Annotated in this window: 17 protein-coding genes; 12 read left to right on the top strand and 5 right to left on the bottom strand. The window is 70.5% G+C overall.

Annotated features, from left to right (window positions below):
• Positions 1-236: 236 nt before the first annotated feature.
• Positions 237-842 (top strand): dihydrofolate reductase family protein, encoded by a 606-nt coding sequence (locus tag IEY91_RS39305; protein WP_189177581.1) that lies wholly within the window; start codon positions 237-239, stop codon positions 840-842.
• A gap of 423 nt (positions 843-1,265) precedes the next feature.
• Here the strand turns inward: IEY91_RS39305 and IEY91_RS39300 are convergent, their stop codons facing one another.
• From IEY91_RS39300 to IEY91_RS39280, 5 genes are all read right to left on the bottom strand, one after another.
• Positions 1,266-1,637 carry a fic family toxin-antitoxin system, toxin component gene (locus IEY91_RS39300; protein ID WP_189177608.1) on the bottom strand — a complete coding sequence of 124 codons (372 nt, stop codon included), beginning with the start codon at positions 1,635-1,637 and terminating at the stop codon, positions 1,266-1,268.
• Between the two features lie 2 nt (positions 1,638-1,639).
• Positions 1,640-1,900, bottom strand: coding sequence for a hypothetical protein (locus IEY91_RS39295; protein ID WP_189177580.1), 261 nt, complete (start codon positions 1,898-1,900; stop codon positions 1,640-1,642).
• A 242-nt stretch (positions 1,901-2,142) separates the two neighbouring features.
• On the bottom strand, positions 2,143-2,943 hold the full coding sequence (locus tag IEY91_RS39290) for a hypothetical protein (RefSeq protein WP_189177579.1): 801 nt from the start codon (positions 2,941-2,943) through the stop codon (positions 2,143-2,145).
• Positions 2,940-3,485: a hypothetical protein gene (locus tag IEY91_RS39285; RefSeq protein ID WP_189177578.1), complete on the bottom strand. Its 546-nt coding sequence runs from the start codon at positions 3,483-3,485 to the stop codon at positions 2,940-2,942. Before IEY91_RS39285 ends, IEY91_RS39290 begins: the two co-directional genes overlap by 4 nt.
• A gap of 174 nt (positions 3,486-3,659) precedes the next feature.
• Positions 3,660-4,901, bottom strand: a complete 1,242-nt coding sequence (locus IEY91_RS39280) for a helix-turn-helix domain-containing protein (RefSeq protein ID WP_189177577.1) — start codon at positions 4,899-4,901, stop codon at positions 3,660-3,662.
• 467 nt (positions 4,902-5,368) lie between these two features.
• Between IEY91_RS39280 and IEY91_RS39275 the strand changes: the two genes are divergently transcribed.
• The 11 genes from IEY91_RS39275 to IEY91_RS39225 are packed head-to-tail and all read left to right on the top strand — an operon-like array spanning position 5,369 to position 13,289.
• Positions 5,369-5,962: a hypothetical protein gene (locus IEY91_RS39275; RefSeq protein ID WP_189177576.1), complete on the top strand. Its 594-nt coding sequence runs from the start codon at positions 5,369-5,371 to the stop codon at positions 5,960-5,962.
• Complete coding sequence (locus IEY91_RS39270; RefSeq protein ID WP_189177575.1) at positions 5,956-6,822, top strand: ATP/GTP-binding protein; 867 nt, start codon at positions 5,956-5,958, stop codon at positions 6,820-6,822. Before IEY91_RS39275 ends, IEY91_RS39270 begins: the two co-directional genes overlap by 7 nt.
• A 21-nt stretch (positions 6,823-6,843) precedes the next feature.
• Complete coding sequence (locus IEY91_RS39265) at positions 6,844-7,548, top strand: SAF domain-containing protein (RefSeq protein ID WP_229697661.1); 705 nt, start codon at positions 6,844-6,846, stop codon at positions 7,546-7,548.
• Positions 7,545-8,378, top strand: a complete 834-nt coding sequence (locus IEY91_RS39260) for a CpaE/TadZ family protein (RefSeq protein ID WP_189177574.1) — start codon at positions 7,545-7,547, stop codon at positions 8,376-8,378. Before IEY91_RS39265 ends, IEY91_RS39260 begins: the two co-directional genes overlap by 4 nt.
• Entirely contained in the window at positions 8,368-9,897 is a 1,530-nt protein-coding gene (locus tag IEY91_RS39255) for a TadA family conjugal transfer-associated ATPase (RefSeq protein WP_189177573.1), read from the top strand. Before IEY91_RS39260 ends, IEY91_RS39255 begins: the two co-directional genes overlap by 11 nt.
• A complete protein-coding gene (locus IEY91_RS39250; protein WP_189177572.1) occupies positions 9,894-10,841 on the top strand; it encodes a type II secretion system F family protein in 948 nt (315 codons plus the stop codon). Before IEY91_RS39255 ends, IEY91_RS39250 begins: the two co-directional genes overlap by 4 nt.
• Entirely contained in the window at positions 10,838-11,725 is an 888-nt protein-coding gene (locus IEY91_RS39245; RefSeq protein ID WP_189177571.1) for a hypothetical protein, read from the top strand. Before IEY91_RS39250 ends, IEY91_RS39245 begins: the two co-directional genes overlap by 4 nt.
• Positions 11,726-11,747: 22 nt before the next feature.
• Positions 11,748-11,963 carry a hypothetical protein gene (locus IEY91_RS39240; RefSeq protein ID WP_189177570.1) on the top strand — a complete coding sequence of 72 codons (216 nt, stop codon included), beginning with the start codon at positions 11,748-11,750 and terminating at the stop codon, positions 11,961-11,963.
• Complete coding sequence (locus tag IEY91_RS39235) at positions 11,963-12,394, top strand: TadE family protein (RefSeq protein WP_229697660.1); 432 nt, start codon at positions 11,963-11,965, stop codon at positions 12,392-12,394. The genes IEY91_RS39240 and IEY91_RS39235 overlap by 1 nt, the downstream gene beginning before the upstream one ends.
• A gap of 5 nt (positions 12,395-12,399) precedes the next feature.
• A complete protein-coding gene (locus IEY91_RS39230; protein WP_164328993.1) occupies positions 12,400-12,846 on the top strand; it encodes a TadE family protein in 447 nt (148 codons plus the stop codon).
• Positions 12,843-13,289, top strand: coding sequence for a TadE/TadG family type IV pilus assembly protein (locus tag IEY91_RS39225; RefSeq protein ID WP_189177569.1), 447 nt, complete (start codon positions 12,843-12,845; stop codon positions 13,287-13,289). The genes IEY91_RS39230 and IEY91_RS39225 overlap by 4 nt, the downstream gene beginning before the upstream one ends.
• Position 13,290: the final 1 nt, after the last annotated feature.

Raw genomic sequence — 13,290 nt, 5'->3', positions numbered from 1 at the left:
CGTGCCTCGCCGACCGCCTCGACGAACAGCATGGCCAGGCCGCCGAACCGGGACCGCCCCATCACAGCCCGCCGGCGGTCGCGGCTGGTAGGCCTCCGGGCCCTCCGTAGCAGTGCCGCTCCGCCGATCTGATCGGCTGCAGCGTCATGGGTTTTCCCGTTGCTCCACAGCGCGGCCGATGAATTTGCGGCTCCCGGACGGTCCAAGCTCGTGACACCCCAGGAAAGGACACCGCCATGTCGGAGCTTCTCGTCGACTTCATCACCTCCCTCGACGGCCACGCATCGGGAGAGGGATGGCCCGGGTTCTGGGGCCTCGAGGGACCGGAGTACCTCGCATGGCTCGGCGAGCAGCCCGAGGCCACCTACCTGATGGGAGCGAACACCTACCGCCTGATGTCGGGCTTCGCCGCAGGCCAGGTCCCAAAGGGCCAAGACGAGTTCAGGCCCGAAGAAGAGGCGTCCGTCGACGAACTCACGCAAGCGTCCAAGGTGGTGTTCTCCTCCTCACTCGAGGAGCCACTGACGTGGGCCAACTCCACGCTCGTCCGCGACGACGCCGTCGAGGCGGTCCGCGCCATGAAGTCGAGCGGCTCGGGGCTCCTCAGCACGATCGGCAGCCTCAGCCTGTGCCGGTCCCTGCTACGTGCCGGACTCGTCGACCGCTTCCGTGTCGTGATGTTCCCGGTGATCACCGGGGCCACGGGCGAAGAACGCATCTACGACGGCTATCCGGACGTTGCCCTCGAGATGATCGAGCACCGCACCTTCGACGGCCGCACCCAGCTGGTCGAGTACAAGCCCCGCGTGCTCGAACACCCGCCGCTCGGCGTCCCTGCGTGACGTCGCCCGCCGCCAGGCTGGCGCCGACGAGCGCGGAGCAAGACCTCATAGGGGGCGAACGACCAACGCCAGGACGCCCGGCCACCGATCGCCGCCATCGCTCACCCCGAACAGCCTCGAACAGACCCCGGAAACGACGAAGATCCCGCTCGATCATGAAGATCGACGGGATCTCGTCAACCGAAAACGGACGCACCTGCACGTGGGTCCATGCATCTACCCGTTCCTCTCACCGCGTGGTGGGGAGGCCGGCCCGCATCTGGGCTACGGCCGTCGGCCACTGTGCCCTCCACCTGCCGAGGGCTGAGAGCCGCCGAAACTCTGGCGGTAAAGGGAACGTGTGCGCTCGAGGTTGCCAAGGAGAACTCCTGATCCGGCCGTGAGGATGGCGTCTGTGGCGCTGGCCTCCTGTGACCGGCAGAGTTAGGGCCGCCAGCTGCGCAGGTGTTCGGCGATGCGCGCGGCGGTGCACCGCGGGTCGTACAGCTCATGTGCCAGGGCGGTGAGTTGATCCCGTGTCGGGTCGGCGGCGATACCGCTGGCGTTGAGGTACATGACTGCGACGGCGCAGGCCACGGTGAGGTTGGAGCGCTCCAGCCACCGGCAGCGGCCGAGGGTGTGCACGAGGGCGGCGGCGCGGGCGTAAGGGCCGCCGTATACGGGCTGGTCAAGGAGTTCAGCTCGGTGGCGTGCGACGGCGGCGATCGGGACGCCGAGGTCGTCGGGGGCGGGGTCGCGATGGCCGGCACGCTGGGCGACTTCGAGGATCCAGGAGAGATCGACGTGCAGGGACATGCTCACGCAGCGGCGCCCCGGCTCGGAAGTGCCGGGGCGTGCTGCGCGTCGAGATCGGCCTCCAGGCCGACGAGGAAATCTCCGTGGGTGTCGATGAGGCGCTGGGCGGCGGCCATGCCCGCCGCGCGGGCGCCAGTGGTGTCCTCAGCAATGAGGCGCTCGACGTACCGGTTGAAGTCCAGGCCGCGCGCGGCAGCGGCGTCCTTGCCAGCGGCCAGTATGTCGGCTTCCAAGCGCACCTGGGTCTGCTTCCTGCTGCTCATGCCTTCAAGGTAGCAGGGTGGTAGCAGGTGGGACAGTGCCTCACAGTAGGCCCCACCAGTTGTTCAGTGGCTCCCTTCGTGCGGGTGGCTGATCGCAGGGAGATACACGGCAGGGGCACGATCGTGGTGAGGTGATTCGGTGCGCTGAGGGTCTGTGGGCGGTGTCTCGACGGCCGGCGGCCGCGGGTTCCCGTGGACCGAGCGGGCCGCGCGCAACCATTCCGGGCCCGCATGCATGTCGCTCAAGGGCATGTGTCCGCTCCTTCGGGGCTGTTGAGGCGACCGTGGCCGTCTCGCTCTTGGCGCGCTGGAGCGCAGTTGTGGAGGCAGGCCAGGCAGCGTGTCACCCAGGCCAGCTCCCGCAGGTGGTCCCACGCCGCTGTCTCGCCGATGTGCGGGGTGTCGCGCTGCAGGACCGCTCGGGCGCGCCGCAGTTCGCTGCGAACCAGGTCGTTCTGGCTGTCCCGCAGGGTCTGTGAACCGAGGAGTCCGGACAGGTCGGCCCGCAGCCTGTCACGGAGCTCCACGAACCTCTCCGGGTCGCACGGGTCGGGCAGGTCCAAGGCTTCTTTGACGCTCAGGAACGTCTCTTGCACGTCGAGGCTGTGAGTGACCGGCTCGGCGCGTTTGTCCAGGTCCACGGTTTCGGGTTCCTCGAGGTCCTCTTCTGGTATCCGGGGAGGCAGGCCACAGTCCACGAGGGCGCAGCGGTGACGGGCGGCCCAGGCTTCCAGGTCTTGGCGGTGCTCTGGCGGCCCGAGGTCCTCCGCGTCCGCGTAGATCACGGTGTCCACCGGCGACTGCGGTGCTTCGACGAGTTTGGTGAGACTGCGCCATCCCGACCGCGGCCGTGCCGTGAGGGGGACGTGTGCCGCGCAGTCATCCAGGTGGCACCGGCCGACGGTCAGGCCCTGGTCCTCGGCGACGGCGTATACATCCCTGATGCGGGTGCGGCGCTCGGTGGCGTCCAGGCCATACAGGTTCACGTAGAGCACCGCCACGGTGCCCCCGGCTTCCCGTACTTCGCCGGTGGGGTGCGTCATGACGTGGGCCTCTTTGCCTCGCGGCTGGCGATCTCAGCGACTCGCTGCAGGTGCGGGTCCAGGTCGCCGGCGCGGGGGAGTGGCTGACCTGGTTCGGGTGCGGTGTCCCAGCGCGTTTGGTGGCTGGGCGGCAGGGCGACCCACCCGTGTGTCCCGCTGCGCACCGTCACGCCCGCATACCCGCTCAGCTCCCGGGCGGTGCCCGGGGAGACGAGCAGGGAGGCGCGGGCTTGGCCGGTCATCAGGCAGGGCGTATGGACGGGCAGACGATCCAGGCGGACCATCAGGCCAGCTCCCAGGAGGTAGGGCAGGGTGATGACGTCGAAGAGGCCGCAGGCGGCGATGATGCTTGCGCCGGGCGCCTGGTCGAAGGCGGTGGCCACAGCGTCGGCCGCGAGAGGCTCGACGGGAATGGCCCGGGGATGTGCCCCGGGGGCCGGGCAGAGGCCGCCGGGGTCGGTGTCCTGGCAGGTGCAGCCGCCGGTGCGGCGGTAGCGGTGGCCGACGGCGATGGGCCAGTCCAGAACGCTGGCGTAGGTCATGGCGCATCCAGTGAGATCGCGGCTGTGGAGGGCGCGCACGCTCTCACCTCCCGATGTAGTCGTACTCTCACGGTCTGTGATGTACGAGGGAGGCTGGCCCCACAGCGCGACGGCGACCCCCAGGAATCCTGGGAGCCGCCGAAATGGCATATGCGCAAACGGTGTTGGCAGGGCCTACCCCGCGAGGGTCATGCCCTTGACCAGGCCGGACAGGGCGGCTGCCCGGGACGGGATGCCGATGCGCACCATGTCTCCGACCAGGGCCCGGGCCATGGGGTTGGCGTACACGTAGTGCGGGGCGTGCACGGCCGCCTGACGCAGCGTGGTGACGGCCGCGGCCTGGCGGCCCAGGCGCCAGAGCGAGCGGGCCTCGTCGATCCGGTAGTGGGTGACGCGCTCACGCGAGGGCGTGGCCGCCACGTTCACGTCGGGGACGAAGCCGAGCCCCTTGTCGGGCTCGTCCACCTCCACCCCGGCCTCCGTGGCGTGCACCGCCACGTTCGCGCGGCCAAAAACGGTCTGGTGCTCCAGGTCGTTGAAGCCCTCCGGCAGGCGCTCCGCCACCTCCAGGGCGTCGCGCAGGTGTGCCCAGGCCTCTTCCTTCTGCCCGCCGCGGGCGGCGGCCACGGCGTTGCGCAGGATGAGCGCCCCGTGCAGCGACAGCGCCGTCGCCCCGCCCTCTGCGACCGCGGGCTGCAGGTCCGTCAGGGCCGCGGTGACGATCGCCTCGGTCTCGCGCATGGAGCCCTGGTGCAGCATGGCCCCGCAGCGATCCCAGGCCACGGCGGCCTTGCAGATCGGGTCGTCGAGCTCGGTCGCAGCCCCCGCGGCCACTTCCGCGGCCACCCACGCGAGGTCGGGGTAGCCGAGCACGTTGAGGGTCTGGCGCGCGTTGCGGGCACCGTCGACGAGCAGCTGCAGCGCATGGGCGCGTTCCCGGCCGCTGCTGTGGGCCAGCAGTGTGGTGTTGAGCTCCTCCAGCAAGGCAGGCAGCGCCTCGGCGGCCGCCGGAAGGGCAGCGCCCTGGCGGGCCCGGTTGACCGCGGTCGCCTTCTCCCTCATACGCTCCATGTCGGCCGGGGGGCAGGAGGGGACCAGTCCGGGGTGCCCGGAGAGGATCAGGCCTGAGCGCCGCAGCACCGCGCGCAGTGCCGGTACGAAGGAGTGGGCGGCCGCCGCGCCCGTGCTGTTCAGGCAGTAGGGCTGGCCCAGCAGCCACACCACATCGACGTCGCATACGTCCGCGAGCGCGCAGATCATCGAGTAGCGGTCCAGGCCCAGACGGCCCGCCTCGATGTCCTCGATCCAGTGGGCGGAGCGGCCGACCAGGCCGGACAGCTCCCCCTGAGAGAGACCTGCGGCAATCCGCGCCACGCGGACCCGCCGCCCGATGTGCTGCTCCTGCCGGTCCTGCATGGGGCACTCCGTTCTGAGCTCGACACAACCGGAACGGTACGCGCGGTAGCCGCAAATCACACAGCGCCTCAGCTCGGCAACGTCTCGTCGGGGTCCCCTCGACAGTGCGAGCCCGTCAGCTTGCCAACGCTCGGGAGCGGCGAGCGGGGCGTACGTCGTGCGCTGAGGGCAGATCAGCGGACGAAGGGGTCGGCACGCTGACGAGGAGGAGCGGCGTCTCTCCGGTCGTTCGTGGCAGGAAGTCACCTATGCACAGAGCAACTTGTCGACTCCTGTACCCCAATGTGACCCGGTTCGACCCTAGTTGCGATCGATTACTTCTGATGGGAGCTGGGAACATGGCTGGCATATGCGTAACCTCATGGCTACTAAATGCGCATCAGTGCAGCTCGGCCAGGCCTAGGCGAGGGTATTGACAGGGCGTGCCCGCGCCGGCCGTCTGACCCCACGCGCCGAACGGGAGAAATGTGACACGCCACCACAGCACGGCTGTTCGCCACCGTAATCTCCTGGCTGCTGCCGGGGTCCTGGTTTCGCTCGGTCTGCTGACCGCCTGCAGCGACTCCGACGACGGGGCCACGTCCGCGAAGCCGTCCGTGACGGCTGCTCCGTCGACGTCGAGCACGCCCACCAAGGATCCCCAAGAGGCCGACAAGAAGGCCGCGCTCGCCGTGTACGACTCGTTCCTGACCGAGCAAGCAAAGGCGTACAGGAAGGCCTCCGCCAAGGGGACCGACTTGGAGAAGTACGCGAGCCTGGACGCGTTGAGCAAGGTCGAGGTCGACCTTGCCAACATGAAGAAGGCCGGGACGGTCGTCCGCGGCGAACTCGGCCACGAACCAGACGCGAAGCTGGACAGCAAAGCGGAAACACCGACGGCCACCATCAAGGACTGCGTCGACCTGTCGAAGTACCGGATGTACGACACCAAAGCGAAGAAGGTGAAGCCGCTTCCGCCCGAGCAGCCGTTGAAGTACATCACGACGGCGAAAGTCGAGCGCTGGGACGGCGGCCGCTGGATGGTGACCGACATCAACCCGCAAGGCGGGGCGGAATGCTAAGGCGCGCCGCCCTGGCCGCGGCCATCCTCGTGGCAGGCGTCGCACCCGTCGCGTACGCCGACGGCAAGAAGAGCAGCGGCCTGTGTGACGGTGCCGTGATGTGGGTCAAGGTCTGCGCCGAGGAGCCCGGTCGCGAGCCCGGCACGGGCGGCGGCGGAGGTGGTGGGGGTGCACAGAGCTCGGCGAAGGGCGGGAAGTCGGGACCGAAGTGCACGTACACGAAGGCCAAGCCGCAGCCTCCGGCGAACAACCTGGCGATGAAAGACGGCAAGCGCCGGGGCGGCAAGGGCGCGGTCTACCGCGTGACGTGCCCCTCCACCGGCCGCGTGGGAGTCGTGTGGATCCCGGACGCCGCCGGCGCTCCGGACGTACCGGCCATCGACCCGGAAGTCGTGGCGCAGCGCGCCGTCGACCAGATGAAGCTGGCCGGACCCGACATCGCGAGTCCGCGTGCTGCCGGGAAGTACGTGGTCGGGGTGCCGATGTGGCTGTGGGTGCGCAAGACGCCGACCACCTTCGGGCCGAACACGGCGACGGCCACGGCGGGCGGGGTGACAGTGACGGCGACCGCGAAGGTGAAGAAGATCGTATGGCGGATGGGGGACGGCGGCACGCAGACGTGTGCCGGTCCGGGCACGCCCTACAAGGAGTCGTACGGCATGAAGGAGTCACCGACCTGCGGCCACCGCTACACCAAGACGTCGGCGAAGGCTGCGGGCGGGAAGTTCGCGCTGACGGCCACCTCGACCTGGTCGATCGACTGGCAGGTCACCGGTGGTGGCGGTGAAGCAGGGGAGCTGACCGAGGTCCGCCAGAGCCAGGCTCAGGTGGCGGTCGGCGAAGTGCAGGTCGTCGGATAGCCCTTCCGAAGGGGAACGAACGTGAGCAAGACGAAAGACCGCGCCGCCGGGCCCGCCATGAACGGCATTCCGGCACAGGGCCCGGCCGGGCCGGTCGCACCGCCGCGGGTGTCCGCCCGTCGGCGCAGGCCGGGGCTCATCGCCTTGTCGCTGGCGCTGATCGCTGCGGGCGGTGCGGGCGTGGTGGTCCTGGTCATGCAGAGCGGCGATAGGACCGAGGTGGTCACCGTGACCCGGGACGTTCAGGTCGGAGAGGTGATCACGGAGGCCGACTTGGGACGCGCGTCCATGGCCCTGGACCCGGCGGTCAAGGCGGTGAACGCCGATGACCTCGGTTCCGTGGTCGGCAAGCGGGCCGCGGTGCAGTTGCGCCCCGGATCGCTGCTTGCCCGTTCGCAGGTGACCTCCCGCTCCCTGGTCAACGCCGGTGAGCAGGTGGTGCCGATCGGGCTGAAGCCCGAGCAGGTGCCCGCCACCGCGCTGACGCCGGGCCAGAAAGTGAGCCTGGTGCACGTACCGGCCCAGGGCGAGGACACCCCGTCGAAGCAGGACTCGACGCCGGAATCGGTGACCGCCCGGGTCGTCAAGGCGGGCAAGGCCGCACCGGGCACCGGCGTGGTCGTCGTCGACGTCGCCGCGCAGGCCGACGATGGACCGCGCCTGGCCGCCTGGGTCTCCTCGGAGACGGTGCGCCTCGTGCTCGATGCGCCGGGCGGCCGCAAGTGAGCGTGATCGCGCTGGCCGGGTGCAGCGGCGCGCCGGGGGTGACCACGAGCGCGCTCGCGCTGCTGCTGTCCTGGCCGCTGCAGCCGGGCCGCAAGCTGGTCCTGGCCGAGTGCGACCCCGACGGAAGCGGCGTGCTCTACGGACTGCTGCAGGGCAGCGTCGGCGACCGGTACGGGCTGCGGAATCTCTCGGTGGCCTCCCGCAAGGGCGAGCTGGTCGAGGCGTTCTGGCGGCAACTGATCGACGTGAGTGCCGAAGACGGCCGACAGGCATCACCGCGCGATCGGCTGGTCCTGCCCGGGGTGACCGACCCCGCGCAGTGGGCCGGACTCGGCCCGGCCTGGGAGGACCTGTCCAAGCTGTTCACCGGGATCGGGAATCAAGGCGCGCAGGCTCACGACGTGTTGGTCGACCTCGGCCGCAGCGGCGCCTTCGGCCCCTCGGCAGCGCTGGCACAGCGCGCGGACGCCCTCGTCGTCGTGGTCCGCAACACGATGCGTTCGGTACAGGCGGCGCAGATGCGCGTGGAGGCCCTGGAGGAGAAGGTCGGCAACATCGGCGTGCTGATGATCGACGAAGGCCCGTATCCCGCGGGCGAGGTGCAGCGCCTGCTGAGAGTCCCGGTGGTGGCCACCCTGCCCTATGCGCCGCGTGAGGCCCGGGTGTTGTCGGACGGCGCCGAGCAGCCCCGCAACTTCACCAGGTCGGCGCTGATGAAGGCGGCCCGCTCGGCGAGCACGGTGCTGGAGCAGCGGGCCGCGCTGCGCCGCGCCCGCCTGGCGCCCCGCTACGCCGGGCCGCCCGGAGGGGAGATGTCCCATGCAGGGTAGGCCGGTCCACGCCGACCCGACGGTGCGCCCGCCGGCCGGCGGGCACCCGCTCAGCGAACGCCTCCAGGCGCACGCCCAGGGCCGCCCGCACTCCGGGCACGGGTCGGCGACGAGCACGCCCGCCCCCGACGGCGCGGTGCCGCAGGCCACCGTCGACTACCGGGTGGCCCAGCACATCAAGTCCCAGGTCGCCAAGCAGCGCGAGGAACTGCTGAAGACCGACCCGACGCTGGATCGGGCCAGCGAGGAGCAGCGCTGCCTGGGCTGGATCAACGAGGCGGTGGCGCTGTGGTCGAACGCCGCGGCCGCCGAGCGCGGCGTGAGCCCGACCGCGGCCGAGGACCATGCGCTGCGGCGCGCGGTCTACGACCTCCTCTTCCGCGCGGGACGCCTGCAGCCCTACCTTGATGACCCGCGGGTCGAGGACATCTTCATCAACGGACCGAAGGACGTGTGGCTCGACTACGGCGACGGCGAGCGCCGCAAGGTCGGAGCGATCGCGGACTCCGAGGAGGAGCTCCTGGAGATGCTGCGCGAGCTCGCCCGCGACTCCGGACACGGCGAGCGGACCATCTCCACCGCGAACCCGCTGCTCGCGCTCTCCCTGAAAGACGGCTCCCGGCTGCAGGCCATCACGGACGTCGGCCCGACCACGTACGCGGTGATCCGCCGCCACCGGGTCCAGAGCGCGGACCTCGACGGCATGATCGCGCTCGGTGCCATCGATCCGATCCTGGCGGAGTTCCTGCGGGCCTGCGTGCGGGCCGAGAAGAACGTGATCATCGCGGGGAAGCAGAAGGCCGGCAAGACCTCGCTGATGCGCTCCCTGCTCAAGGAGCTCGACCCCGACGAGCGGTTCGCCACCATCCAGACCGAGGACGAACTTTTCGCCCACAGCAACGGCTACCACCGCCAGGCCATCTCCCTGGTGGCCCGCGAGGGCAACGGCGAAGTCGGAGCCGGCGGGCGCAGCGCCGGCGAGGTCAGCCTCCTGGACCTGATGCACCCGGCGCTGCGCATGTCGCTGGAGCGCATGGTCGTCGGAGAGGTCCGCGGACCCGAAGTCGTCGCCATGATGCAGGCGCTGACGAACGGCGCGGGCGGCAACCTGTGCACCATCCACGCACGCCGCCCCGACATCGTCTTCGACCGGATCGCCGAGCTGTACGCGCTCGCCCAGAACAACCTGTCCGAGCAGCTCGCCTACCGGCAGATCGCCAACGGCCTCGATTTCATCGTCTTCGTCTCGATGATCGACGAGACGAAGATCGGCGGGAGGCGGCACCGGTTCGTCTCCCACATCGTGGAGATCACCGGGGTCGGGGAGTCCGGCCGTCCGGCCACCAACGACATCTTCGCCCCCAACCGGGAGGTGGGGGAGGAGCGGGCCGTGCCCACCGGCACGCACCCCGAATGCATCGACGAGCTGCGCCGCGTCGGCTTCAACTCCGAGCTCCTGCAGCACCCGTACGGGGCGTGGGCGCAGCCGCTGCCGCTGAAGGTGGTGAGCGGCACGTGACGATGCTGTGGGCCCTGCTCAGCGGGATGACGGCGATGGCCGGACTGACCGCCCTGGTCTGGGGCGTGGTGGGCACCACCGAGCCGAAGAAGGACCGCCGCACCACTTGGCGCGGCCAGGGCCTCCGGGACTGGTTCGCCGGCTCGCACGAGAGGCGGATGCGGCGCCGCACGCAGGCAGGTGCGGCCGCCGTCCTGTGGGTGGGCATCTGGCTCGTGACCGGAAACTTCGTCGCGGGCCTCCTGATTGGCGTGGCCGTCCTGGGAGTGCCGTGGCTGCTCGCCCCGGTACAGGCCACCAAGGTCCGCATCCAGCAGCTCGAGGCCCTGAGCGAATGGACGCAGCGGCTGGCCGGACTGCTGCGCCTCGGCATGGGCCTGGAACAGGCGATGATCACCAGCCGGAAGGGCGCCCCCGAGGCGCTCGCCGAGCAGATCACCACGCTCGCGGACCGGTTGAACATGGGCTGGCGCCCCGAGGAGGCCCTGCGGGCGTTCGGCGACGAACTCGACGACATCACCGCAGACAAGATCGTGGCCGCGCTCATCCTGTCCGTCGCCGACCGCGGCCCCGGCCTGGCCCAGGCCCTGGAAGACCTGGCCGCCACCGTCCGCGCCGAAGTCGCCAAAAAGCGTGACACCGAAGCCGACCGGGAGAAGCCCCGCACCACCATGCGCTGGATGACCCTGATCACCCTCGGCGTCGTCGTGGCCGGGTTCTTCGTCCCCTCCTACACCGCCCCCTACTCCACCCTGCTGGGCCAGTTGGTGCTCGCGATGCTCACGACCGGGTTCATCGGCACCCTCGCGCTGATGCGCCACCTCGCCCACTACCGGCGCATCCCGCGCTTCCTCAGCCGCGACCCGCGCAGCACCGTCCGCCTCCCGGTCGCGGCCGCGACTGTGGCCGGGGAGCTCGAGCACGAGACGGCGGGTGCCCGATGAACCTGATGCCCATGGTCCTCACCGGCGCCGCCGTCGGCGGCGGCATCGCCCTGCTCACCCGCGAACTCCTGCGCCCCCAGCCCGCCCTGGCCGCCGCCCTGCAGCGCACCGAACAGAGCAGCCTCACCGCGCTGCCCGAGCCGGACCTGGACCGCGACGAGGTGTGGGGACGCTGGCTGCTGGCCCGCCTGGGGCGCCTGCCGGGCGTACGCATCCCGGCCCAGAACCTCGCCCTGCTCGGGCAGGGCCCGGGCCGCTTCATGCTGCTGAAGACCGCGCTCGCCGCGCTCGGCCTGCTGTGCCCGGTCCTGGTCTCGATTCCCTGGATCCTGGCCGGCATCTCCCTGCCCTTCTACGTGCCCGCCCTCTTCGGACTGCTCGTGGCCGGACTGCTGTGGATCACCCCGGACCTGTCCGTACGCGACCAGGCCAAGCGCGCCCGCGAGGAGTTCGCCCACGCCATGTCCGCCTACCTGGAACTGGTGGCCCTCAAGCGGGCCTCGGACGCCGGCCCCACCACCGCCCTGGAGAAGGCGGCCGAGGTCGGCCGCGGCTGGCCCTTCGTCTACGTCCAGGGCGCCCTGCTGCGGGCCCGCCTGGAGAAGATCCCGCCCTGGCAGGCCCTGACCGACCTGCGCGACGAGTACGACCTGCCCGTCCTGGGCGACATCGCCGAGATCATGCGCGGCTCGTCCACCGACGGCGCCGCCGTCTACAAACAACTCCGCTCGCGCAGCGCCGCCCTCAACCCCGAACTGCTCGCCGCCCAGGCCGCCGAGGCGAACGCCGCCAGCGAGAAGATGACCGCCCCCGGCGCGCTCCTCGCGGTACAGGTGATGCTGCTGATGGCCTTCCCCGCAGTGATCCGCATGCTCACCACCTGATCACCCCATTTTGGAGCACGTCATGAAGTACACCGCCCACCACACCTACCGCCTCCTGCGGGCCTGCACCGCCCATCTGGAGTCCCGCCTGCAGGAGATGAGGAAGCGCCCGGACCAGGGCGACATCAGCATCACCACCGTCATCATCTGGGTGGCCTCCATCACCGGCGCCCTGGTCATCGCCGGGACCATCGCGGTCATCGTCGCCAAGTACAACGGCAAGCTGAACGGCATCTGATGCCCCGGCGTATACCGCAGCTCGCCGCCTGGGTGCGCAGCCGGCCGTGGCGGGAGGACCGGGGGGATGCGTCCATCCAGATGGCGATCATCTACCCGTTCGTCCTGCTCCTCGCCGTCGCCGTCATCCAGGCCTCGATGTGGTACTACGCCCGCGAGATCGCGCTCACCGCAGCGCGCGAAGGACTCAGCGAGGCCCGTACCTACAAGGCCGGGCCCGGCGACGGAATCCAGCGAGCCCGCGAGGTCCTCGACCGCACAGCGGGCGACAGCCTGCTCAACTCCAGTGTCTCCACGGCAGGCAGCACCGGCCAGCGCATCCGGATCCAGGTCTCGGGAACGGCTCAGTCGATGCTGCCGGGCGTGCCCGGACTGCGCATCACACAGTCGGCGTCGGGAACGGTGGAGCGCTGGACAGTCCCAGGGGAGTGAAGTCGGTGTTCCACCAAGCCCGTTGCGCGCCCCGCGATGCCGGGAGCGCCGCGATCGAGGCGGCGATCGTCCTCCCGGCGCTGCTCGTCTTTGTGTGCATGGCGATCGCCGGCGGCCGCCTCGTCATGTCCGGCTCCAAAGTCGACGCGGCCGCGCAGGACGCCGCCCGCGAGGCCTCCATCCACCGCACCGTGGAAGCCGCCCAGGCAGCCGCGCGCAGCGCTGCGACCGAATCGCTGTCCGATCAGGGCGTCACATGCGCCAACACCAGCGTGTCCGTCGACACCAGCGGCCTGAACGTGCCCATCGGCCAGGTGGCCACCGTCTCCGCGACCGTGCGCTGCACCGTCAACCTCTCCGACCTTCTGCTTCCCGGAGTCCCCGGAGCCCGCACGCAGGAAGCGACCGCCACCTCAGTCGTTGATCAGTACAGGCAGAGGGGCGGACAATGACGCGCGCAACACCCCGCACCCGCCGCCTCGACGACCGCGGCGGCATCACCGTCTTCGTGGCGATCTGCGTCCTCGCGCTGCTCAGCATCATCGGCCTGGCCGTCGATGGCGGCGGCAAGATGCGCGCCACCGAACGCGCCGACTACATCGCCACCGAAGCCGCGCGCGCAGGAGGGCAGGCCATCGACCCGGCCCAGGCCGTGCCCGGCAAGACCATCACCGTCGACCCGCAGGCCGCCCAAGCAGCCGCCCAGGCCTACCTCAACGCCGCCGACACCACCGGGACCGCCACCGTGTCCGCCGACGGCAAGACGCTGACCGTCACCACACACGGCACCTACGACACATCGTTCCTGTCCGCAGTGGGCATCGGCTCCCTGAACGTGACCGGCCGCGGAAAGGCCAGCCTCCTGCACGGCGTCACCGCACCCGAAGGACCCTGAG

Origin of the sequence: Streptomyces lasiicapitis (assembly GCF_014646335.1) — a bacterium.
In the GTDB taxonomy this organism is placed as follows: domain Bacteria; phylum Actinomycetota; class Actinomycetes; order Streptomycetales; family Streptomycetaceae; genus Streptomyces; species Streptomyces lasiicapitis.
This window is presented reverse-complemented; position numbering and strand designations above follow the sequence as displayed.